This is a genomic window from Caballeronia sordidicola (genome assembly GCF_002220365.1).
Lineage (GTDB): Bacteria > Pseudomonadota > Gammaproteobacteria > Burkholderiales > Burkholderiaceae > Caballeronia > Caballeronia sordidicola_C.
Genome location: NZ_MTHB01000111.1, coordinates 21916 through 45383 on the forward strand (window position 1 = coordinate 21916; position 23468 = coordinate 45383).

General features: G+C 62.4%; 19 protein-coding genes and 1 pseudogene. 3 read left to right on the forward strand and 17 right to left on the reverse strand.

Translation table 11 applies throughout. The features are described from left to right. Window positions 1-170: 170 nt before the first annotated feature. The 9 genes and pseudogenes from BSU04_RS18655 to BSU04_RS18695 all read right to left on the reverse strand — a co-directional run bounded on the left by BSU04_RS18655 (window position 171) and on the right by BSU04_RS18695 (window position 10644). Window positions 171-749 carry a peroxidase-related enzyme gene (locus BSU04_RS18655; RefSeq protein ID WP_089162019.1) on the reverse strand — a complete coding sequence of 193 codons (579 nt, stop codon included), beginning with the start codon at window positions 747-749 and terminating at the stop codon, window positions 171-173. Beyond that, window positions 746-2601: pseudogene (locus BSU04_RS18660) on the reverse strand (acyl-CoA thioester hydrolase/BAAT C-terminal domain-containing protein). The gene BSU04_RS18655 and the pseudogene BSU04_RS18660 overlap by 4 nt, the downstream one beginning before the upstream one ends. 7 nt (window positions 2602-2608) lie before the next feature. After that, window positions 2609-4186, reverse strand: a complete 1578-nt coding sequence (locus BSU04_RS18665) for an ABC transporter substrate-binding protein (protein ID WP_089162020.1) — start codon at window positions 4184-4186, stop codon at window positions 2609-2611. Between the two features lie 40 nt (window positions 4187-4226). After that, complete coding sequence (locus BSU04_RS18670) at window positions 4227-5240, reverse strand: ABC transporter ATP-binding protein (RefSeq protein ID WP_089162021.1); 1014 nt, start codon at window positions 5238-5240, stop codon at window positions 4227-4229. Further along, window positions 5237-6283, reverse strand: coding sequence for an ABC transporter ATP-binding protein (locus tag BSU04_RS18675; protein ID WP_089162022.1), 1047 nt, complete (start codon window positions 6281-6283; stop codon window positions 5237-5239). The genes BSU04_RS18670 and BSU04_RS18675 overlap by 4 nt, the downstream gene beginning before the upstream one ends. Continuing rightward, complete coding sequence (locus BSU04_RS18680; RefSeq protein ID WP_089162023.1) at window positions 6280-7215, reverse strand: ABC transporter permease; 936 nt, start codon at window positions 7213-7215, stop codon at window positions 6280-6282. Before BSU04_RS18680 ends, BSU04_RS18675 begins: the two co-directional genes overlap by 4 nt. Next, window positions 7212-8186, reverse strand: a complete 975-nt coding sequence (locus BSU04_RS18685) for an ABC transporter permease (protein ID WP_089162024.1) — start codon at window positions 8184-8186, stop codon at window positions 7212-7214. Before BSU04_RS18685 ends, BSU04_RS18680 begins: the two co-directional genes overlap by 4 nt. Further along, complete coding sequence (locus tag BSU04_RS18690) at window positions 8183-9658, reverse strand: flavin-containing monooxygenase (RefSeq protein ID WP_089162025.1); 1476 nt, start codon at window positions 9656-9658, stop codon at window positions 8183-8185. The genes BSU04_RS18685 and BSU04_RS18690 overlap by 4 nt, the downstream gene beginning before the upstream one ends. Further along, window positions 9655-10644 (reverse strand): LysR family transcriptional regulator, encoded by a 990-nt coding sequence (locus BSU04_RS18695; protein ID WP_089162026.1) that lies wholly within the window; start codon window positions 10642-10644, stop codon window positions 9655-9657. The genes BSU04_RS18690 and BSU04_RS18695 overlap by 4 nt, the downstream gene beginning before the upstream one ends. 214 nt (window positions 10645-10858) lie before the next feature. Between BSU04_RS18695 and BSU04_RS47695 the strand changes: the two genes are divergently transcribed. After that, window positions 10859-11056, forward strand: a complete 198-nt coding sequence (locus BSU04_RS47695) for an alkyl sulfatase dimerization domain-containing protein (protein ID WP_256983016.1) — start codon at window positions 10859-10861, stop codon at window positions 11054-11056. Here BSU04_RS47695 and gabD read toward each other — a convergent pair. Beyond that, window positions 11020-12489, reverse strand: a complete 1470-nt coding sequence (gene gabD / locus BSU04_RS18705) for an NADP-dependent succinate-semialdehyde dehydrogenase (protein ID WP_089162028.1) — start codon at window positions 12487-12489, stop codon at window positions 11020-11022. The two genes, BSU04_RS47695 and gabD, sit on opposite strands and share 37 nt — an antisense overlap. Next, the gene (gene gabT, locus BSU04_RS18710; RefSeq protein WP_089162078.1) at window positions 12486-13769 is read right to left on the reverse strand and encodes a 4-aminobutyrate--2-oxoglutarate transaminase; all 1284 of its coding nucleotides are present in this window, start codon (window positions 13767-13769) and stop codon (window positions 12486-12488) included. Before gabT ends, gabD begins: the two co-directional genes overlap by 4 nt. 115 nt (window positions 13770-13884) lie before the next feature. On the opposite strand from gabT, the gene pdxR reads away from it, so the two are divergent. Both pdxR and BSU04_RS18720 read left to right on the forward strand, forming a co-directional pair. Continuing rightward, on the forward strand, window positions 13885-15390 hold the full coding sequence (gene pdxR, locus BSU04_RS18715; RefSeq protein WP_089162029.1) for a MocR-like pyridoxine biosynthesis transcription factor PdxR: 1506 nt from the start codon (window positions 13885-13887) through the stop codon (window positions 15388-15390). Window positions 15391-15550: 160 nt separating this feature from the next. Continuing rightward, window positions 15551-16021 carry a MarR family winged helix-turn-helix transcriptional regulator gene (locus BSU04_RS18720; RefSeq protein ID WP_089162030.1) on the forward strand — a complete coding sequence of 157 codons (471 nt, stop codon included), beginning with the start codon at window positions 15551-15553 and terminating at the stop codon, window positions 16019-16021. Between the two features lie 81 nt (window positions 16022-16102). Here the strand turns inward: BSU04_RS18720 and BSU04_RS18725 are convergent, their stop codons facing one another. From BSU04_RS18725 to BSU04_RS18750, 6 genes are all read right to left on the reverse strand, one after another. Next, on the reverse strand, window positions 16103-18373 hold the full coding sequence (locus tag BSU04_RS18725; RefSeq protein ID WP_089162031.1) for a xanthine dehydrogenase family protein molybdopterin-binding subunit: 2271 nt from the start codon (window positions 18371-18373) through the stop codon (window positions 16103-16105). A gap of 66 nt (window positions 18374-18439) precedes the next feature. Next, a complete protein-coding gene (locus tag BSU04_RS18730) occupies window positions 18440-19741 on the reverse strand; it encodes an MFS transporter (protein WP_089162079.1) in 1302 nt (433 codons plus the stop codon). 219 nt (window positions 19742-19960) lie between these two features. Beyond that, window positions 19961-20605 (reverse strand): N-carbamoylsarcosine amidohydrolase, encoded by a 645-nt coding sequence (locus BSU04_RS18735; RefSeq protein WP_089162032.1) that lies wholly within the window; start codon window positions 20603-20605, stop codon window positions 19961-19963. A 24-nt stretch (window positions 20606-20629) separates the two neighbouring features. Continuing rightward, window positions 20630-21664: a 2,5-dihydroxypyridine 5,6-dioxygenase gene (locus BSU04_RS18740; RefSeq protein ID WP_089162033.1), complete on the reverse strand. Its 1035-nt coding sequence runs from the start codon at window positions 21662-21664 to the stop codon at window positions 20630-20632. A 54-nt stretch (window positions 21665-21718) separates the two neighbouring features. Then, window positions 21719-22546, reverse strand: coding sequence for an alpha/beta fold hydrolase (locus BSU04_RS18745; protein ID WP_089162080.1), 828 nt, complete (start codon window positions 22544-22546; stop codon window positions 21719-21721). Between the two features lie 79 nt (window positions 22547-22625). Beyond that, on the reverse strand, window positions 22626-23378 hold the full coding sequence (locus tag BSU04_RS18750) for a maleate cis-trans isomerase family protein (RefSeq protein WP_089162034.1): 753 nt from the start codon (window positions 23376-23378) through the stop codon (window positions 22626-22628). Window positions 23379-23468: the final 90 nt, after the last annotated feature.

A 23468-nucleotide genomic window follows, 5' to 3' on the forward strand; every position in this document is an offset into this window, starting at 1 on the left:
GATACGCGTGCCGCGGCAGACCTGACCTGGTGCAGAGTTTATAGGGGAAGTCGGGAGTCGAGGGAGAAATGCCCGGTGCCGTTATGCGCAGGGGGTTCTAAAGAATCAAGAGGGGCGCCGGACTGAGCCGGCGCCCGGACGACGATTGTTCCTCGCCGACGCCTGCCCGCTCATCCCACCGGTTCGCCGAGATTGAGCATCAGCCTGTTGGCCCACGCGAAGATGGCAATGGAGTGAATCAGGTCGAGGATCTCGTCGTCACTCAATCCCACATCGCGCAGCGCCCGCAACTGTGCCGGTTCAACCTGACCCGGCGTGAGCGTCAGGTCGATCGACGCCAGCACGATAGCCTTCTCGCGCGGCGACGTGCCAGCGGTAGCCGGATCATTAAAAACTTGCTCGATCACGTCGTCGCGTTTCGCCAGCTGCTCGAAACGCTGTGCATGCACGGACGCGCAATACACGCAGCCATTGACCCGCGAGACGACTGTCGACGCCAGTTCCCGCTCCGCACGGGGCAAGCCGCCCGGTGCATACATGATCGCGTTGAAGGCGGCCGAGCGCTGCCGCAGGATTTCCGGCTGATGCACGAGGAACAGGTAATAGTCGGATTCCTTCGCCTTCGGATGACTCTCTTCGAGCACGGTTATCTGCTCGGGGGAGGCATCGGCGAGTTCCACCACGTCCAGCCATGCGTCCCATCCCAGCACGCGATTCGTGAAGCCATGCGCTTCAATTACCCGGCTCATGCGGCCTCCGTTGCATTCAAGACCTGCAGCGCGCGCAAACCGGCCGTCAGGCGAATCTGATAAGAAAGAAAGGCGATCAACTGCGCGAGGGCGACCACGGCGGGCGTCGGAATGCCAGCGGCGGGCAACCGTTCGAGCGCGGTTCTATCGCCGTCTATGGGGGCCTCGATCAGCATACGCGTGAAGGCTAGCATTGCGCGCAGACGGGGTTCCTGAGCATCGATCGAGCCTTGTGCGATCTGGTCGATCACGGCACGGTCCGCATTGATCGAAGCAAGCCGCTGCGCATAATGAGTCGCCAATGCAGGGGCTTTCGACAACGTGCAGGCATACAACGCGACAAGCAAACGGTCGGTCAACGACAAATCCGGCAGTGCCGGATCGAATAACGCTTCGTAGCTGCGCTGTGTGGCGAAGGCGACCTTGTCGCGTTTATGCCGGGTGGCGAAGGCCGGAGAACCGGGCGTGAGGCCCGCAATCCGGTCGACAATATCGGTGCTGAGATCGTAGGTGTCTGTCATGGTTACTCCAGCCTGAAAGAGTCGCTAGCGCTTTTCGATGCGCGGGAATGGACGGCTGCGTCGAGAAAAGCCAGCACTTCGCGCCACGATGATTCATCGGCGCGTGCGTTTGCTGCGGGTTCGCCGCCGCCCGTGCTGATGCGTCCGGAAACGGGATGCGCATACACGAGTTGCGTGGTGGGCACGTACGGAAAAACAATCGCGTGGCCTGCGTTGTCGAAGTCGAGATGGCGCACCGGATACGCATGCTTTTCTCGTTCAAGCCGTTCCACGACCATGCGTGAATAGTCGGAGGAGGGCCATGAACCATCGTCGGTAGCGGAGAGCAGCAGCACAGGCCCATCTGTATTTTCGACGCGAATCCGTGCTCGTTCCACCGCGTCCTTATCGAGCAATGCGGTTCGAATCGCGCGTTCATGACGATGCGGCGGCGGGCCATCGTCGAAGGGTTTCCAGCTCGCGGTGCGGTTGTTTTCCCACAGGTGCGGCAGCGGCTTGCCGTCTAGCAGCCAGGTGGGACCTTCGCGACCTGTTGCTGGATCGGCGGCGTTCTGCGCGCTGTGAACGACCGCGCCGGGCACATAACCAATCACCGCCTTGATGCGATCCGGGTACGTCGCGCCGAGCAGCAACGCGAGTTCACCGCCGCGCGATTGCCCGCTCACTGCAATAAAGCCAAACACCGGTTGCAACTCGCGCGTGATCCAGTCGAGCGCGCGGCGAAAGTATTCGAGCGGTGTGTGGGAGATGTAGTCGGACAGCCCCGGCGTCTTGAAGTAACCAAGCGCGAGGGCGGCGTATCCGCGCGATGCGTAAAGCGCGCCGCGCGGTTCGTTGATGCCGCCGCCCGATCCATTCAGCACGAGCACGACCGGATGCGGTCCGGGTGTCGCGGGCAAGAACAACGTGCCGACACAGCCGTCAACGCGCATGTCGCGTCGTTGCACACCGGGCGCCATCAGGCGTTGTATCAGTAGCGTGGCGCTCAGTACTTGTCCGCGCTCATCGATCACCTCAATGCAAGTCGACAGCGCGTCAGAGACATCCGCAGGAAACACCTCGCGATTGCCCGCTTCAACGGGCACCTGTGACCAGATGAGTCCCATCGGCGATACCCCGCTGTAGTCGCCTCCGACCGGCGCATCCCGTGCAACGTCGATGACGCCGTGGTCATCGGCACGGAAGACCGCATGACTGGTCCAGACCGTGCCTTCGCCGCGCACGGTCTGCGTGCGAAGGGTCAACACTGCCCCCGCGCGTGCACCGGTCACTGCAATGTGCCGCGCGACGTCGATCAGATCATCGCCCGGTGTAACCGTGATGTCGATCATGTTGGCCTCAATTGCCGCTGCGCGTAACCATCATCGCGGTCGTGCGGTCGCTGACCGCCGGTGTCACTTTCAAGCCTTTCTTCGCGGCCCAGACGTTCTCGTAGTGAAAGAGCGGAATGATGCCCACGTCGTCGCTCACCACTTTCACCGACTGCCGCAGGATGGCTTCACGTTTGGCGGTATCGAACTCGGCCGTGGCGGCGTCAAGCGCGTGGTCGACCGCCGGGCTGCTATAACGGCCCCAGTTCGACGCACCAATACCCTTCTTCGGATCGACGGTGCCAAGAATGTTGACGAGCGCATAGCTTGCTTCGCCTGTGCCGTTACCCCAGGCGATCATGCTCACCGCAAACTCGTTCTTGTTCGCGCGGCTGGCGTAACTGGCCCACGGCATCACCTCGACCTTCGTCTTCACGCCTATGCGCGTCCAGAATTGCGCCACGGCCTGCGCCGTTTCGGGCGCTTGCGGATAACGGTCGTTCGGCACGCTGAGCGTCAATTGGAAGCCGTCTGGAAAGCCTGCTTCGGCCAGCAGCTTCTTTGCCTGGACCGGGTCGTTAGGGATGTCCTTTACGTCCGGGTTGTAACCGAAGGTCTTGGCCGGCATCCACTGGTTGGCGACCGTTGCCGCGCCTTGCAGGATGCGATCGGTGATGGCGGGGCGATTGATCGCGAGCGACAATGCGCGGCGCACGCGCACGTCGAGCAGCGGGTTCTTGGCCAACGGCTTGCCCGCGTTGTCGGTAATGTACGGGCTCGGACCCTCACGGAAACTTGGCTGAAGTATCAGCACACGCAGGCCCGGATACGCGAACACCGATACCTTCGGCGACTGCTTGAGACGCGGCAGGTCGGAGACGGAGACCTTGTCGATCATATCCACGTCGCCCGACAACAACGCCGCCGTGCGTGCCGCCGCGTTGCTCACGTAGCGATAGTTCACCTTGTCCCAGATCGGCTTGGCGCCCCAGTACGCATCGTTGCGCGTCATCACCACGCGGTCGCCTGGCGTGTAAGAAACGAACTTGTATGGCCCCGAGCCTACCATTGCGCGACCGGAGTTGTAGTCCTCCGTCGTCGCCTTCTCTCCCACGTGCTTGCTGACAATATGAACGGAGGTCAGGTTCAGCGGCAGGTCCGGCGTCGGCGAGCTGGTCTTGATGGTCAGCGTGTACGGATCAGGTGCAGTGACGGACGCGATAGTACGCAGATACCCCGCGAAGGTGGCGATGGTCCCCGGCACGTTGCGGGCGCGCTGATACGAATAGATCACGTCGTCCGCGGTAAACGGTGTGCCGTCTTGCCACTTGACGTCGTGGCGCAGTTTGAATTCCCATGTGTCGTTGCCGGTTGCCTTCCAGCTCGTCGCCAGGCCGGGCGCGAGGACGTTGTCATGATTCTCGACCAGCAGATCCCAGAAGTGCAGGTCGACGGAGCGGTCGCCCGCGTAGTTGTTCAGTTGCGGATCGAGCGACGAGAGCGGATCGGCGAACGCGATGTTCAGCGTCTGCGCCGACGCGGCCGAACTGAACAACGCCGCAGTGGCGAGCGTGGCGGTCAGCGTGGAAAGGACCAGGCGTTTCACGATGCAATTCCTTTTTATTGAGTGTGTTCTGGATTGAAATTTAGTGAGCGTCGTTCAGGTGACACGCGCTGACATGCTCGATGGCAATGTGCGCCAGGCGCGGCACTTCGGTCTTGCAACGCGGCATCGCGTGCGGACAGCGCGGATGAAAATGGCAACCCGTCGGCGGCGCAAGCGGACTTGGCATCTCGCCGCGAATGGCGGTGAAGTGCTTCTTGCGCGCATCGATACGGGGAATTTCGGCCAGCAAGGTCTGCGTATAAGGATGATTCGGATGCCGGAATATTTCCTCCACGGGAGCGCTTTCCACTACCCGTCCTAGATACATGATCACGACGCGATCCGACAATTGCTCGACCACGCCCAGGTCGTGGCTGATGAACAGGTACGTGAGATTGAGTTGTTCGCGCAGGTCCATGAAGAGATTCAGGATCTGCGCTTGTATTGATACATCCAGGGCGGCGACCGCTTCATCGCAGACGAGCATGGAAGGATTGACCGCGAGCGCTCTCGCAATCCCGATGCGCTGCCGCTGGCCACCGCTGAACTCATGCGGATAACGGTCGGCAAGCGACGGGTCAAGGCCTGCGCGTTTTAATTGCGCTGCCACGTAGTCGTCCAGATCGGGGCGTTCGACCATGCCGTGAACAAGCGGCGCTTCCCCGACGATATCGCGAATACGCCGTCGCGGATTCAGGCTCGAATACGGGTCCTGGAAGATCATCTGGATCGCCAGCCGCGCGGCGCGCAGCGCAGCCGGCGACATGGCCGCGCGGTCCTGTCCATCGACCAGCACGTCACCTTCGGTCGGTGCGATGAGCCCCGAAACAATGCGACCGAGCGTCGATTTCCCGCAGCCGGATTCGCCGACCAGCCCGACGACTTCGCCCGGCGTGATCGCGAGATCGACATGTTCGACCGCTCGCGTGACCGCTTGCGCCGCAAGCACGTTGCGCTCGCGCAACCAGCGTGTTGCGGCATTCTCGTCGCGTTCGCCGAAGCGCTGGCTGACCCCGCGCAGTTCAATGAGCGCATGTGTATTTGTGTCGCTCACGCGGTTGTCTCCGTGCGTACATTGGCTTGCCGGCCGGGATGAAAACAGCGCACGAGATGCGTGCCATGCTCGGAGGCTTGCGCGGCCGGCGAAGGTCCAAGCGCTGGCGCAGTCGAGCAGACCGACGTGGCTCGCGTGCAGCGCGCGGCGAACGCACAGCCTGGCGGCAATGAGCGCAGGTCCGGCGTGATGCCGGCAATCTGCGTGAGCCTTTTGCCGCGCGTATTGAGACTCGGCAAGCTGTCGATCAGACCCGCGGTGTACGGATGCTGCGGACGGTCGAGCACCGCATCCACGGCGCCTTGTTCAACGATCCGGCCCGCATACATCACCGCGATGTCATCGGCGAGACCCGCCACCACCGACAGGTCGTGCGTGATCCAGATCAGCGACGTGCCTTGCGTGCGCACGAGCGTTTGCACTTCGGACAGAATCTGCGCCTGGATGGTGACATCGAGCGCGGTAGTGGGTTCATCGGCGATGATCAGGTCCGGCTTGTGCAGCATCGCAATTGCAATCGCCACACGCTGACGCATGCCGCCCGACAACTGATGCGGATACGCACGCAGCCGTTCATCGGGACTGGCAATACCCATGGCCGCCAGCGCTTCGCTCGCCTGTTCGCGCGCGGCGCCTCGGCTCACGTCACGATGCGCGCGTACGGCTTCGATCATCTGCGCGTCCACGCGCTGCACCGGATTGAGGGTGGACATGGGGTCCTGGAACACCATCGCGATACGGCTGCCGCGCAGGCGCCGCATCTCCGCTTCGGGCAAGCCGACAAGGTTCTTGCCCTTGAACAGGATCTCGCCGCCGACCACGCGGCCGGGGGCATCGATGAGTCCCATGATCGAGAAGCCGGTCACCGACTTCCCCGATCCCGATTCGCCGACCAGACCCAGCACGCGACCGCGCGCGAGCGTGAGCGAGACGTCTTCGACAGCGGGCAGTTCGCCTTCGCGCGTGAAAAAGCGCGTTTGCAGATGGCGGACTTCGAGCGTGTTGTCCGCGGTATGGAAATCATGGAGAGCAGAGGCGCTCATTTCACGAACCTCGGATTGAGCAATTCGCGCAGACGGTCGCCGACCATATTGATCGATACCAGCATGGCGAGCAGCGCAAGACCCGGATAGACGCTGGTCCAGTATTCACCCGAGAGCATGGTCTGGTAACCGTTGGCGATCAGCAGCCCAAGCGAGGGCTCGGTGATCGGCACGCCGAGGCCCAGGAATGACAGCGTTGCTTCGAGCGTGATCGCGCGTGCGACCTGCAGCGTGCCGACCACGATCAGCGGCGGCAGGCAGTTCGGCAGGATGTGAACGAGCACGATGCGCCAGTTCGGAATCGCGAGGCTGCGCGCGGCTTCTACATATTCACGCCGCGCTTCGACCAGTGCTTGCGCTCGCGCGGTGCGGGCGTAGTAGGCCCACTCGATCAGCACCAGCGTGAGCACGACGTTGGTCACGCTCTTGCCCAGGAACGCGAGCAGCATCATGGCGACGAGGATGGACGGGAACGCGAGCAGCAAGTCCACGAGCCGCATGATGAGGCTGTCGACCTTGCCGCCGGCGTAAGCCGCGATCAGGCCGAAGACGGTGCCCACTACGCCCGCGATGACCGCCGAGCCGAGGCCCACGGATAAGCTCAGGCGCAGGCCGTAGAGCATCGCTGAATACAGGTCGCGGCCCTGGCCGTCGGTACCCAGCCAGTACGCATGCGTGCCGGCACCGTTCATCGAACCGGGGGGGAGGCGGGCATCGAGTACATCGAGTTGCAGCAGGTCGTAAGGATTTTGCGGTGTGATCAGCGGCGCGAAGATGGCCGCGAGCACGAGCAGTATCGCGACGATCAACGCACCCATCGCCGCGGGCGAGCGGGCAAAGTCAGCGACGAGCTGACGCCCAAGCGACTGGCGGCGTTTGAATGCGCCGCGCACGGGCTTTCCCGTTTCGGGAATCAGCGGAGTCGTGCTCATCGCGCGCCCTCCAGCCGCACGCGCGGATCAAGGAACTTGTAGAGAATGTCGACGAACAGGTTCAGGGAGACGAACATGCAGACGACCACGATCAGGTACGACAAGATTACGGGTCGATCGAGCGCGTTGATGCTGTCGAGTATCAGTTTGCCCGCACCCGGCCACGAGAACACGGTCTCGGTGACGACCGCGAATGCGATGGTCGAACCGAACTCCAGGCCGATCACCGTGACAAGCGGAATCAACGTGTTGCGAAGGATATGAACGAGCACCACCCGCGTGGGCGACAAACCCTTGGCGCGTGCAAAACGCACGTGTTCCATCGGCATGACTTCGCGCACGCCGGCACTCGTCAGGCGCAAGACCAGCGACACCTTGAAGAGCGACAGGTTCACCGCGGGCAGGATCAGGTGACGCAAGCCATCGAGCGTGAGCCATGACCACTGGACACCGAACAGGCTTGCCGTCGCGCCGCGTCCGCTGGCCGGCAACCAGCCGAGCTTCACGCTGAACAACATGATGAGCATCAGGCCGACCCAAAACGTCGGCAGGGAGAAGCCGACAATACTGCCCGTCATCAGCATCTTCGAGAGTGGATTGCGTGGATGCAGCCCGGCGAAAAGCCCAAGCGGAATACCAATCACCAGCGCCAGCAGCAGCGCCGAAACAGCGAGTTCCAGGGTCGCAGGAAGGCGTTGCAGGATCAGGCGGATCGCAGGTTCGTTATAGACGAAACTGTTGCCGAGGTCGCCATGCATGGCGCCGGCGAGGAAAGCCAGATACTGTTTCCAGAGCGGCTGGTCGAGGCCGAGTTGAGCGATGATGCGTGCCCGGTCGACCTGATCGACGTCCTGTCCGATAAGGATATCGATTGGGTTGCCGATCGCGTGCAGACCGATGAACACGATCAGCGTCATTAGCAGCACGACGAACGCCGCCTGCGCGATTCGGCGAACAAGCCAGCCGCTCACTGGTCCTCCGCATATTGGGGCGGCGCTTCGGCCGGTTGCCATTCATCACCGTAGAGTTCCGGTTCGGCATACGCTTGCAGCGCCGTGTAATGCTGCTCCACGTCTTCGCTGTACAACAAGCTTGATATGCCCTGGGCAAGCCGTTTAGCGCCGGTGCTGATCGCGGGAATGTCTCCGGAGACGGCGCCTTGCGAGAGCGACGCGGGATAGCAGAAACAGTGGATGCGCGATAAGCCGGGGCAATCGCCGGGCGATTTCTCGATGAATTCAAATGCGGGTCCGACATCGGGCGACTCGGACAGCTCGGCGTCTTCATCGCCGGGCGGTGGCGTGTAGCGATCGGCCCATGTGCGGATATAGGGCGCAAACGCAGCGAATTCCGGGCGGGCAGACCAGTCGACCTTGAAGCCGGTGGAGACTACGAGGAAGTCGGCCGCGAAAATGCCTTTGGGTGTGTGGATCGAAAGGCCGTTCTCTGTGCTTTCAACCGATAACACCGGGCATCCAAGATTGAAACGCGCATTCGGATGACGCGATACCCGCAACGTACTGCCACGCGGAGGGGGGACCTGCACGGTATTGATGTAGTGGCGGATCTTCCATTTCCACTCATAGGGCAGCGTTTGGTGGCCATGGGTCAGTCCCGGATTGCCGGCCCCCTTGCCCTTGTTCACGCGTGGGAGATCAGAACGCCTGATCAGCAGGTCGACGCTGGCCGCGCCTGCTTCGAGCGCGGTGGCGGCGCTGTCCATGGCTGACGAACCGCCGCCGACCACGGCCACGCGCTTACCCGCCAGCGTCTTGTAATCGGTGGTATCCGATGAATGCGCCCAGCGATCACGCGGTAATCCTTCGACAAACCCCGGTAACGCAGGACCGCCCAATCCGTCGCGTCCCGTAGCGAGCACGACGCGCCGCGCATAGACCTCGAAGCGACGATCCTGCGTTCGTACGCTCAATACCACCAGACCATCAGCGCGTGGCGTCACGGCTTCAATAGTGTGTTCGTTGCGGACATCGAGCGCAAGCACGCGGCGATACCAGATCAGATATTGCATCCACTGCAGCCGGTCGATCTTGTCGAGTGCTTGCCATGCCAGCGTGCCGAATTGAGCCTCGAACCACGCGCGAAACGTCAACGCGGGCAACCCTAAAGCAGGGCCTGTTAATTGCTTTGGTGAGCGTAGCGTTTCCATGCGGGCGGTCGTGGCCCACGGGCCCTCCAGTCCCTGCGGCGAGCGGTCGAAGATGCGCGCTCGCACGCCCAACAGCTTGAGCGCGGCGGACGCAGCCAGCCCCGCCATGCCACCGCCGATCACCGCCACGTCCAGGACTTCGATGCCGTTGTGCGTCTTGCCTGGCACCCATTCGCGCGCGGGTAATTCGAGCAGGGACAAGTCTTCGGCGAGGCGCGCGTCAAGCGCCGCGAGGCCGGTGGGGGGTATTGATGATACGTTTTTGTCGAGGCTCACGTGGCGGGCTCTTCGGTCGGATTGGGGATGTCCTCGGGCTCGCCGTAGAGCGCTTGAAGAATCGCGCTGTGCTGGCTTGCGTCGTGCAGGATGAAGCCGGGCAGGATCTCGGCGGCGGCAATCGCCAGCGCTTGCGCCGCGGCAAGAGTCGCCGCACTGGGCGGCCGAAACTCGGGTGTGATGACGCCGAACAGGAACGCGATGCGGATATCCAGCGGACGGATCACCACGCCATCGACGGGCAATCCCAGTGCGGTCACCGGCTCGAGCACGGCGAGCCCGAGTCCCGCGCGCACCGCGCCGAGCGCGTTCAGCGACGAGTTGGTTTCGATCACGCCGGCCGTGCGCACGCCCGCTTGCGCGAATGCCGAATCGAGCCGTGGCCGCAGGCGGTAGGGGTTCTGCATCGTAACGAGACGACGGTTCGCAAAATCACTCAATGCGATGCGCGGCGCTCGCGCGAGCGGATCGTCGGCGTGCACGGCGGCAACGCACGCAGCCTCGCCAATCCAGTGCACGAGCACGCCGCGATGTTCGAGTGGCAGACTTGAAACACCCATGTCGACAATGCCGCTCAGCACGGCATCGACGACTTGTTCGGGGGCGGCGCTACGCAGATGCACGGACTCGAGCGGATGGTCCTCGTTGAGCAAGGCGAGCGCGCGAGGCACGAGTCCGGCGGCAAGCGCCGATGTGGCGGCAATGGTGAGCGGAGGCGGCGCTTGGCGCGCGATCTGCTCGGCGCGCGATTTCACCTGACGCAGGCTTGCCAACGAGCGTTCGACGTCCTGGTAAAGCTCGGATGCCTCTCGCGTGGGCGCGACACGTGGCCCGAAACGCTGGAACAGCGGATAGCCGATCTCGGCTTCCAACTCCTGGATCGAGCGCGATACCGCGGGTTGCGAGCGCCCGAGCAAACGCCCGGCGGCAGTGACGCTTCCGGCGGACATGACAGCGGCAAACGCTTCCAGTTGACGGATTTCCATGGGTACGCGGCGTCCGATCGGTTAGATCGATGAATGCATAAAACGCATTCTTGCGCGTATAGCATGTGAAACGCAAATGATCAAAAATGCTTTACATAGTGCTCGATCTGGGAAGCGGGCGGTGATTGGGCGATCAAAACGACGTCGACTGGCGCGAATACGTTGCTGGTATCGACCGATTTCGCCATCGAGACTGACCAGAAGCAGACCATGGATGACGTCGCAACGCCGATCATCGTGGCGCCGCAATCCGAAGCGCCGTCGGAATTCTGCGTCTGGGCTTTTCGACAGCGTGCCAGCGAATCTTTATCGACTGCCACCGGTTGGAAACCGCAAGCGTTACGTGGAGTTCATGGGTGGAAGTGCGAACGTCCCTCACACGGCCATGCACAAATACTTGATCACCAAATAATCGTCGATCCCATACCGCGAGCCTTCGCGCCCGAGTCCGGACTGCTTGACCCCGCCAAACGGCGCGACTTCGTTGGAAATGAGCCCGGTATTGATCCCGACCATGCCATATTCCAGCGCTTCTGCCACGCGCCACACGCGCCCAATATCCCGGCTAAAAAAATACGCAGCCAGCCCGAACTCGGTATCGTTAGCCATCCGTATCACTTCTTCATCGGAAGAAAACCGGAACAACGGTGCGAGCGGTCCGAACGTCTCCTCCCTGGCGATCTTCATCTCTGAAGTCACACCCGACAACACCGTCGGTTCAAAGAACCCGAACCCGAGCGCGTGCCGCTTGCCACCGGTAACGACCTTGGCGCCTTTGTCCAGCGCGTCATGAATATGCGATTCGACCTTCTGCACGGCGGCGTCGTTGATCAGCGGTCCGAGCAAAACGCCGCTCTCCAATCCATTGCCCACCGTGAGCTTCGCAACCGCCGCGCCGAGCTTGGCGGAAAATTCGTCATACACCCGGTCATGAACGTAAAACCGGTTCGTACATACGCAAGTCTGCCCGCTGTTGCGATACTTCGACGCAATCGCGCCCTCGACTGCAGCGTCAATATCAGCGTCGTCGAAAACGATAAACGGTGCATTGCCGCCGAGTTCCAGCGACACTTTCTTGACCGTCGGGGCGCTTTGCGCCATCAGCAGACGGCCGACCTGCGTCGATCCCGTGAACGACAGCTTCCTGACAATGGGATTGCTGGTCAGCTCGGCGCCAATCGCCTTCGGGTCGCCGGTCACGATATTCAGCACGCCCTTTGGCACCCCCGCACGCTCGGCCAGCACGGCCATCGCGAACGCTGAAAACGGCGTCGCTTCAGCGGGTTTGACCACGATCGGGCAACCCGCAGCCAACGCCGGGCCGACCTTGCGCGTGATCATCGCGGCAGGAAAATTCCACGGCGTGATCGCCGCGCAGACGCCGATAGGTTCCTTGGTCACCACGATGCGTTTATCGGCGGCGGGCGTTGCCAGCGTGTCACCGGCGACGCGTTTGCCTTCCTCTGCGAACCACTCGATGAACGACGCCGCGTAAATGATCTCGCCGCGGGCTTCAGCGAGCGGCTTGCCTTGCTCGCGGGTGAGGATCACGGCGAGATCGTCGGCGTGTTCCAGCATCAGTTCGTACCAGCGGCGCAGAATGGCCGCACGTTCCTTCGCGGTCTTCTTGCGCCAGAGCGGCCACGCGGTGTTGGCCGCATCGATCGCGCGCCGCGTTTCCGCCGCGCCCATCTTGGGCACATGACCGAGCGACTGACCGTTCGCCGGATCGATGACTTCGAAGGTCGAGGTATCGTCGGCGCCTTGCCACTCACCGTCGATGAACGCGTCGTGACGCAGCAGCGCCGGATCTTTCAATCGCATGGGTGACCGTTGCGAACTCATGCTGCGACTCCCACTTCTTCTGTCAGGACACGTTCGAGAATGGCGAGTGCTTCATCGAATACGGCGTCTTGAATGGTCAGCGGAAACAGGAACCGGATCACGTTGCTGTACACGCCACAGATCAGCAACAGCAGGCCGCGTTCAAGCGCCAGGGTTTGCACGCGCTTGGCGAAAGCCGCATCGGCTTCGGTAGTACCCGGCTTGCAGAATTCGACGGCGATCATGCCGCCGGGGCCGCGCACATCGGCGATCTGGGGGACGTCGGCCTTAAGCGATGACAGCCGCGACTTCAGCTTGTCGCCCAGCCGCACGGCACGTTCACAGAGCTTCTCTTCATCGATGATCTCGAGCACCGCATGCGCCGACGCCACCGCCAGCGGATTGCCGGCATACGTGCCGCCAAGACCGCCGGGCGCGACCGAGTCCATCACATCGGCCCGGCCGACCACACCCGACAGCGGCATGCCGCCAGCGAGACTTTTGGCGATGGTCATGAGGTCCGGCACCACGTCGTAGTGCTGCATGGCGAACAACTTGCCGGTGCGCGCGAAGCCGGTTTGCACTTCGTCGGCGATCAGCAGGATGCCGTGGGTGTCGCAGAGCTTGCGCAACGCGCGCACGAATTCCACGGGTGCTTGATAGAAACCGCCTTCACCCTGAACCGGCTCGAAGATGATCGCGGCAACACGTTTTGCCTCAATATCCGCCGCGAAGAGATGTTCGATGGCGCGCAGCGAATCCGCGGTCGTGACGCCGCGCAGCGGGTTTGGGAACGGCGCGTGAAATACGTCGGACGGGAACGGTCCGAAGCCGATCTTGTAGGGCGCAACCTTGCCCGTGAGCGCCATGCCCATGAACGTGCGGCCGTGGAACCCACCCGTGAATGCGATCACGCCCGGCCGGCCCGTCGCGGCACGTGCGATCTTGATGGCGTTTTCGACGGCTTCCGCGCCGGTCGTGAAGAACGCGGCCTTCTTTGCATGGTCGCCGGGTGCGCGCGCGATGATCTTCTCGGCGAGCGAAACATACGATTCGTAAGGGACGATCTGATACGCCGTATGCGTGAAGCGTTCGAGTTGCGCGCGCATTGCCGCGACAATTTTCGGGTGCCGATGTCCGGTGTTACATACCGCGATGCCCGCCGCGAAGTCGATGAAACGGCGGCCTTCTACATCCCACAGCTCGGCGTTTTCGGCACGTTCAGCGTAGAAGTCGCACATCACGCCGACACCGCGCGGCGTCGCTGCGTCCTTGCGGGCTTTAAGGTCGGCGTTCTTCAGGGTCTGGCTCACGGCATCGCTCCTTGGAGGGTTTTTAGGCGGTACCTCGACTATAGTAAGATTTGGCTCTTTCAATCAGAGCCATTTCCTTGTTTTTATAGGAGCCATTTCCGCGATGCGTGCAAGCATGTTGTCCGACTGGCTGGCGCAGCGGATTGAACGAACGGGCGGCTTACCGATTTATCGGCAGTTGTATGGCTTGTTGCAGCAAGCCATCCTGTCGCGGGAATTGCCGGCGGGGACCAAAGTGCCGTCGTCCCGATTGCTCGCAAGTGAGCTGGGCCTTGGCCGTAATACGGTCACGCAGGTGTATGAGCAACTCGCGCTGGAAGGCTACGTGTGGTCGGCGACGGGGCAGGGCACGTTTGTGTCGGACAGCGCGCCGGACGAGATCGTGGGCGCGGACTCCGCGGCGCGTGATGCGGCCCCTGCGGAGCCACGTGTGCTGTCCGCGCGCGGTGCAAGGTTGCTGCAAGGCGCGGGTGTGTCGCAGCGGCAAGGCGGGGCGTTCATGCCCGGTGTACCCGATGTGTCGCGGTTTCCAGCGGCCGTCTGGAGCCGCTTGCAATCAAAATACTGGCGCCGCTTGCCGCCGGATCTGCTGACCTATGCGCCCGGTGGCGGTTTGCCCAAGCTGCGTCAGGTGCTCGCCGATTATTTGCGGACCTCGCGTTCGGTGCGTTGCACGCCAGACCAAATTATCGTGACGACGGGGATTCACCAGTCAATCGATCTTGCCGTGCGCCTGCTGTCCGATTCCGGCGATGTCATCTGGACCGAAGACCCGTGCTACTGGGGCGTGCGTAGCGTGTTGCAAGTGTCCGGGCTGTCGCTCAAGGCCATTCCCGTGGATGCAGAGGGCATCAATCCTTCCGCGGACGATCTTGCCGACCCGCCCAAGCTGATGCTGGTCACGCCGTCGCATCAATACCCGCTGGGCATGGTGATGAGCCTCGCGAGGAGGCGGATGCTGCTGGAGTTCGCGCGGCAAAACGGTTGCTGGATCATTGAGGATGATTACGACAGCGAGTTTCGATACGGCAGCCGGCCGCTCGCGTCGCTGCAAGGACTCGATACAGCGGGCCAGGTGATCTACGTGGGCAGCTTCGGCAAGACGCTTTTCCCAGGATTGCGGATTGGCTACATCGTGGTGCCCGAGGGGTTGTCGACGAGCTTTGCTACCGCTTCCGCCGAGTTGTATCGCGAGGGGCAGTTGTTGCAGCAGGCCGTGCTGGCCGAGTTCATCGGCGAGGGGCACTTCACTTCGCATATCCGGCGGATGCGCGGGCTCTATGGGCAGCGTCGCCAGATACTGCTGGATACGATCAGGAAGCGTTATGGCGACGCGTTGCAGATTGCCGGCGGCGATGCCGGGCTGCATCTCGTGCTGCGTTTGCCCGATGGCGTGGACGATCGTGAAGTGGCGAAAGCGGCGCTCGCGGTCAACATTGTGGTGCGGCCGCTGTCGGGGTATTTCTTGAGGCCGGGCGAGGGGATGTCGGGCTTGCTGATTGGGTACGGCTGCGTGGCCGAAGAGGAAATCGAGCCGGCGTTTGAGAAACTGGCGGCGGTGCTTGATCCGGCGTTGGGGTCAGGGTTTAGATTTAGTACGCATGCCTGATCACTGTGTTGCCGCTCCCGGCGCTCCGCAACGCCGCCGCAACGCCGCCGCCGAAACGCCGCCGCCCACTATGATAAAAAGGGACTCACGGTAGGACTGAAGAAAGCGGTGCGTCGCCGCAATCGAAGCATAATAGAACGTGTACCCTACAATTCCTCCCATGTCCAAAAAGCCATCCCCCCCTCCGGTTGTTGCAGGCAGCGAGGAGTATCACTTCTCCGAGCAGATCGGCCACTTGCTGCGACGCGCATACCAGCGCCACGTCGCCATTTTCCAGGCGGCCATACCGGATTCCGATCTGACCGCGGCGCAGTTCGTCACGCTATGCGCGGTCAAGGAGCAACAATCCTGCTCGCTCAACGACATCGTCAAGGCGACAGCAATCGACCAGGCCACCATCCGTGGCGTGGTCGAGCGTTTGAAAGCGCGTTCGCTGATCGTGGTCTCGCCCGACCCGCTGGACGGCCGCAAACTGCTCGTGCGCACGACGCCGGAGGGCCTGGCGCTGATTGACCAGACGGTGCCGTTTGCGAGGCAGGTGAGCGAACAGACTTATGGGGGGCTAAACCCGGCGGAGCGTGTTGCCATCGTTTATCTGCTGCGCACCATGACACGGGCGGAAGATAATTGACCGGGTACGTGCCTGTCACTCCGTATGGGAACGTGCGGCACTTACGGCACTTACGGCACGTACAGGCGCACTCCTACGCGCTCATCGATGCTCGGCAAGCGCCAGCGTTGCTGCGGCCTGCAGCGTGGCCCTGACAGCATCCGGTGTGAACGGTGGCTCGCGAAAGCGCACGCCGGTTGCATCGAATAACGCATTGGAGATAGCGGCCGCGCCGGGAAGTGAAGCGGACTCGCCGGAGCCAAGCGGCGGCTCGCCTTGCCTGTCCACCAGCACCACATCGACCGGGGGCAGCTCGGGGAATGTCAGGATCGGATAGCTGCCCCATTCCTTGCTTGCGACCAGACCATCGGTAAAGCGCACGCGCTCTTTCATCGTGCGGCTCAGGGTCTGGATCACGTTGCCGTGGACCTGATGGCGCACGCCGTCGGGATTGATCATGGTGCCCGTATCTTGACCGACGGTCACTCGCTTGATGCGGATTTCTCCGCTGACTGTGTCGACTTCCAGATCGACGATCCACGCCGACCACGCCGCACCGAAACCCGGAAAGCGGCTATGCACATACCGTGCGTACGCCACGCCGCGTCCTTGAAGAATACGTTCGCCTGTGTCGCGAGTCGGACGGCGTGCGGTTCGCGCTTGCCAGCCTGCCCGCTCCGCCACGGCCTCAAGCAGAGCCACCGCCCGGTCGTCCTTGAGATGACGCAACCGGAACGCCAGAGGATCGGCGCCGGTCTCGAACGCGAGTTCATCGATGAATACATCATGGGCGAAGGAGTTCGGCAGCGCCGACACCCCTCTGAACCACGACGCCCTGACCAGCGGCGCCAGGTCGTGGCAGACGAAACGGCGATGCGCGAAGGTGTAGGGCGTAACCGCGGTCCGGTCGCCCATTTCAAAGACGCGCGGCTCGGCCGGCGTCGCGCCGGTGAGCAGCAGGGCGAGCAGGGGCGCATCGTTTGACGGATAGCGCGTGGCGAACGTATAGCCCAGCGTGTCGCCGTAGCGGGACACCGTGCCGGTCACATCCACAACTTGCGCCGTGCCCTTGGGCTCCCACTGATGTTCGTCCGCGCGCGATAGCTGGACCCGCACCGGCTGGCCCATCGCACGCGAGAGCAGGATTGCGTCGCCGGCAACGTCGTCCGCGCAATTTCGGCCATAGCACCCGGAGGCCTCCATGCGGACGATATCGATATCGGCTTCGTCCCGCTCGACCAGACGCGACAGGTCGTAGCGCAGGGTCTGCGGGTTCTGCGTGCCCGACCATACCGTGATGTGTCCGTCCTGATAGTCCGCGAGTGCGCAGGACGGCCCGATCGAGCCATGCATCTGGTAAGGCCAGACATAGCTGCGTGTCAGCGTGGTGGTGCCAGCCTGTCCTTGCACGCTTTCGACATCGCCTTCCTCCAGCAGCAGGCGCCGCTGGGCCGGAGCCTGGGCGATAGCCTCGGCGGGGTCATCGAGGGACGGCAGCGGCGGCAGCGGGCGCCACCGCACGCGTAGCGCACGCGCTGCGCGGATCGCCTGTTCTTCACGCTCGGCCACTACCCCGACGAAGTCGCCGATGACAACCACGCCACGCACGCCCGGCAGCGTATCGACGGATGTCCGGTCTACTTCAATCAGCGTCTTGCCGACGAACGCTCCGCAATCGTGTCCTGCATACGGTGGCCGCACGACGCGCCCGTGGAGCATGCCGGGCACGCGCATGTCGTGAACGAAGGTCAGCGTGCCGGTGGCCTTGGCAGGCAGATCGACGCGTGGTGTTGCCCGCCCGACAATCCGGTAGGTCGACGGATCTTTCACCACGACGGATGAGTCGATGGCAAGCAAGATCCGTTGCCCCTGCAGCAGTTCTCCGAAGCCGATGCGGGTGTTGTCTGGCGCCACGACATAACCGTCGTCGGTGGCAAGACTGGCGGCATCGATACCCCAACGCTCGGCTGCCAGTCCGATCAACACGTGCCGCGCTTGCGCGGCAGCAAACCTGAGCGGCACGGCGGATATCTGGATGGTCGCGCTGGCGATGGTCGGCCCCTGGTTGGGCACTTGGGCGGAGTCGCCGAGGATCATCTTGACGTGCGGGACCGCCACGTCGAGTTCCTCCGCCACGATCTGCGCGAGCGACGTGCGGATGCCCGTGCCGAGATCGACGTGGCCGTTGAACGCCAGGATGCGGCCATCGTCCAGTATCGCGACAAAAATTTCCGGCGAGTCCTGAACGTAGGAAGACCCGCTGCCCGGTTGGCCAGGCGCGGGTTTTACCGGCGCGAGCGGCTGCCTGACGATGGTCAGGCAGCCGTTGCGCGCGAGCAGTTCACCTCGGGTGAGCGCTGCTGCAGTAGGCATGACGATTCCTGAAAATGCCGCTCTAGTCGACTAAACCGCTTCAACAACCAGCTTTAACGCTTGCCTTCACCGATTAACGATACGCTTGGGCATCGCCAACACCAAGAGGCAGCCCGCCAGCATGCAGATGCCGAAGGTGATCAATCCGGCGCTCATGCTGTGGGTCGCGTCCTTCATCCAGCCCAGCACGTAGGTGCTGGCAAAGCCGCCCAGGTTTGCGATCGAGCAGGCGAACGCGATCCCCGCGGCAGCCGCCGTGCCCCGCAGGAACGTGGAGGGCAGTGCCCAGACTACCGGCATGGCCGCGGCGACGCCGGCATTTGCGATCGACAGCAGGATCACGGTGATCGCCGTGTTGCCGCTGAAGAACGTGCTCGCGATCAGGCCGAACGCGGTGCAGGCGAAAGGTACGACGATATGCCAGCGGCGTTCGCGGTGCTTGTCCGAACTCGCGCCCGTTACCAGCATCATGATCACGGCCAGCGCATTCGGTATGGCGGTCAGCATGCCGATCTCGAGCGCGCTCTTCACGCCGGAATCGCGAATGATCGTCGGCAGCCAGAAGCTGATCGCATAGGTGCCGAGCAGCACGCACAAATCGATGAGACCCAGCGCCCATACTTTCGGGTCCGTGAATGCATCACGCAGCCGATGACCCTTGCCGTCGTGAGACTCCTGCGCGAGATCGTGCTTCAGGCGCAGGCGTTCGTCGCCGTTCAGGAACTTCGCCGACTCCACCGTATTGGGCAGGTAGAAAAACACCAGCACGCCGAGCACGATCGAGGGCAACGCTTCGATCCCGAACAACCACTGCCATCCTTGCCAACCATGCATGCCGTCGAAAAAAGTCAGGATCCAGCCCGACAACGGACCGCCGATCAGGCTCGACAGCGGCAGCCCCATCATGAAGAGCGCGATGATCTTGCTGCGCCGCGCGTCGGGAAACCAGTTCGTCAGATACAGCAGCACACCCGGCAGGAAGCCAGCTTCTGCCACGCCCAACAAGAAGCGCAGCGTATAGAACTGGCCCGGCGTCTTGACGAACATCGTGAGCCCGGAAAGGATGCCCCACGTGACCATGATCCGCGCGATCCAGAGCTTCGCACCCACCTTCTGCAGGATCAGGTTGCTGGGCACTTCGAACAGGATATAGCCGACAAAAAAGAGGCCTGCGCCCAATCCGTAGACGGTCTCGCTGAAATGAAGCGAGTCGAGCATCTGCAGCTTCGCCAGACCGACGTTCACGCGATCCAGATAGGCTGAGAAATAGCAGAGGCAGAAGAACGGGATCAGCCGCCAGGTGAGTTTCTTGTACAACTCGCGTTCTGCCTGTGCGTCGGTGTGCAGCGTGCCGCGCAAAGTGTCTATTGATGGGGTCGACAAGTCGTGTCTCCTGGACAATCAGTGGTTCGCATTACTTTCAAAGTTACGAAATCAAAATCAGGAATGCAACAATTTTCTGACAAAAATACTATATAAATCAATGACTTATAATTAGCATTAAGGCGTGATGATGCGTCCCGCGGGCTGAACCCGGAGGACGCTGGAGCGCTAAACTGAAGTGGTTAAAAGCGGATGATCGAGTGCTTAGGCCTGGCGTTTTTCGATACTCGCAAGCGCTTCGTCGAGCGTCATGACCGCGGCATATTTTTGTTGCATGTCGAAGAGATTCGCATCGTGCGGACCGATCGCCCGGTCGCCGACGCAATCGGACACAACCAGCGGACGGAAACCATGCGACATCGCATCGACCACGCTTGCGCGTACGCATCCACTCGTGACTGCACCGGCCACGATCAACGTCTGCACCGCACGCTGCGATAACCACGGCGCGAGTTGCGTGCCGAAGAACGCGGACGGCACGGTCTTGCGCACGACCAGTTCGCCCGCTGCTGGCGTCAGCTCAGGCACGATTGCGCTGTTCGGATGGTTTTCAGTGAGCGTCGCCATGCCCGGCACTTTCAGCGAAAACACGTTGTCGTCGCTGCCGTCTGCCGCGTACACAATGCGGCTGTGCGCCACCGGCCAGCCATGCCGGCGTGCGGCGGCCAACAAGTGCACCGTGCGTTCGATAGCGGGCGCAATGTTGCCGCCGCCGAAGGTCTTGGGGTCAGCGAAGCCGACCACGAAGTCGACAATCAACAAGCCGATATTGCCTTGCACCGGCAACGGCGTGCCGAATCCCTGCTGTTTGTACACGCCCGATTCGGCATGGCTCTGGATGTCGCTCATTCAAACTCTCCGCATGTAGATGTTCTATCGGTCCATTACCACGCCATCGCGGACCACGGCTTCGCCATCGAGCATCACGTCGCAATGGCGCAGGGGGATGTCGATGTGACACGTGGTCGTGCGCTTGCCGCCAGCCTCATTGTTCGGTCCAAGCGAAAACAGGAAGTTGCCTTCGAACGCGCGGGCATCCATGCCGATGGTCGCCTCGCGGTCATACAGTCCGAGCGTCGACCAGCGTGCGCGAGGCTGCAAACCCCAGCCGATATGCGAGATTGCATAACCTTCGGGATCGTTGAACGAGGCCATGTAGTCGCTTAGCAAGGCCGCGTCCACGCCGCCATCGATGCGCGTGGCGTAACCGTTTTCCACGGTCAGCGTGATCGGATCGTTCACGTACTTTTTCTGCGGCAGCAAGATGTCGCCGCGATCGATCACGATCTGGCCGCTCGCTTGTCCCTCGTTCGGGAACGTCAGCACAAAACCGCTTGGCCAGTGATCCCAGCGCCCCGGTTCATCGACGAAACCGTACTCGGAGATAGCGGGAAACTCGCCCAGCGGGCACACGAGTTCCGTGCCCGCTTTTGATTTGACGCGCATTTCGCGCGACGCCTTGATCCGCTCCGCTGCCGCCCGCACGCGGGTGCGATCGGCTTCGGTGGGTACAAGCCGCGCGAGTACTTCGGGCGGTTCGACGGCGAGCAGGATCTTTGTGCCGGTTGCGAGGATCTCGTGCTGCTCGGGCGAGAACAACAAGGTCATCAGGTCGAGCACGAGATCGCTCGCCTTCAACGCGGCAATAGCGGCCAGGTTGCCGGTGAGAGGCGTGGTGCCGAGATACGCGAGCGAGTCGCGGCTCAGGGCCTTTTCGCCGTTTACCGGCAGCAGGTCGAGCCGGTTGACGATCGCGCCCATCGACTGCGTGGCGATCAGTGCGCTTGAAAGCGTTTGTGGATGCGTGGACGCGCTGGTGAGGATGGTGACGGTCTGGCCGGCCTGCAGCTTCGACAACGTCAGTACCTGCTTCCATGCGGCGATCATTTCGTAATCGCTGATTGGCATGTTGACTCCTGAAGAATGAGTGTCAGTGTCGGCTCGTCTTGGGTCGTGCCTGGGCTAGACGAGTTTTGCGCCGAGGAAATCGCCGAAGGCTTCATAGAAGCCGGCTTCGTTATCCCACGGAATCATGTGGCCGGCATCCGGCACGCGGCTGTGCAGCAGTCCAGGGCTGAGCGTCTGCATTTCCTGCACGTCAACGTCCAGCACCACGTCGCCGCGCGCAGCGGTGATCAGCAGTGAAGGTACGCGAAGCAGCGGCAGGTCGGCGTGGATGTCGTCAGTATGAAAGCCTTCGAACGACGTCAGCATGCCGCGTTCATCGCAGGTATGCAGCCATTGCGCGCGCACACGCAACTGGTCTTCGGTCCAGGTCGGGCAGAAAGCGCGCATGCCGTCGGCGTCAATGCCTTTCAATGCCAGGCGGATCGAATCCACGTACCACGGCAGCTTCGCCGGATACGCACGGCGGCCCGGACCGGACACCGGCGGGTCAACCAGCACCGTGCGCGTCAGGCCCTTCGGCGCGCTGCGGGCAGCACGGATCGCGATGCGGGCGCCCATGGAGTGACCGACAAGCGCATAGTGTTCAAGGCCGAGCGCTTCAGCGAGTGCGATGACATCGGCGGCTTGCGCGTCGAGGCTGTAGTCAAGCGTCGACGATGCTTCGGACAAACCGCGGCCGCGTACATCGAGCACATAGGTATCGAACTGGCGGCCAAGCGTCTCGCCGACAAAACCCCACGTGGCCGCCGGGCTGGTAATGCCCGGAATCACGATCACGGCGGGACGGCCGGCGAGTACGCCTTCCGTGCCGCCGTAGCGCAGGTAGTGCTGGCGGATGCCGTTGGCGTTGACGTTCGCGCCGTAGAGAAAAGTTGAGTTCATCGCGGAGTCCGTTGATGGATCGAAAGCCATGCGTCGAAAGCTATCGGTAAGCAGCTCAGTAAGCGGATCAGTAAGCGGATCAATAAGCGCCAGACAGCAGCGCGCCCGCACCCGGCACCACGCGCTCGAGATCCAGCTCGCGCAGCATGGCGTAGGTCGTGGCAATGGCGGCAGTAATGACCGGCTTGCCCGTCATTGCCTCGACTTGCGGCACTGCGGCGAGCGACGGCATCTGCACGCAGGCCGACAAGACGATCGCATCGACGTCCTGATAGGGCAGGGTTTTCACGATATCCGGCAACAGCCTCGGGTCGTGACGGCCGACATCCAGATTGTCGGGAATCTCAAGGGCCCGAAAGGCGACGACTTCAAAACCCTCATTGCGGATGTAGTCCACGACCAGTTCGGTCAGCGGCAACATGTACGGCGCAACCACCACGACGCGCTTGGCCCCGATGACCTTCAAAGCGTCGACCAGCGCGCCCGCGCTGGTGATGACCGGCGCGGCGCCGCCGTTCTCGACGGTGCGCTCGTGAAGCCGCTTTTGCGACACGCGGTGGTAACCATGTCCCATCGCCATGATTGCCACCAGGCACGCATAACCGAGCACGTCCACGCGCGCGTCGCTGAGCTCCAGCGCGCATCGGTCCGATTCCGCGTCCATGGCCGCGAGCTCCTCCTTGACCACTTTTTTCATGCGCATGCGGCTGGAATGGAACGTGAAACGCTCCGGGCGGATGCTCTGGCGCGCAAGCAGCATGGCAGGTATTTCGGTTTCCATCGTCGTGTTCGAGCTCGGCAAGATCTGGCCGATGCGAAAGGTCTTGGTCATCCAGTCGACTCCATATGTCTTGGGCCACGCGCGGCGGCTTGGTTAGTCTGGCAAAAGTTGCGGCAATCTGATTCGATAAAGTCTAGTGTA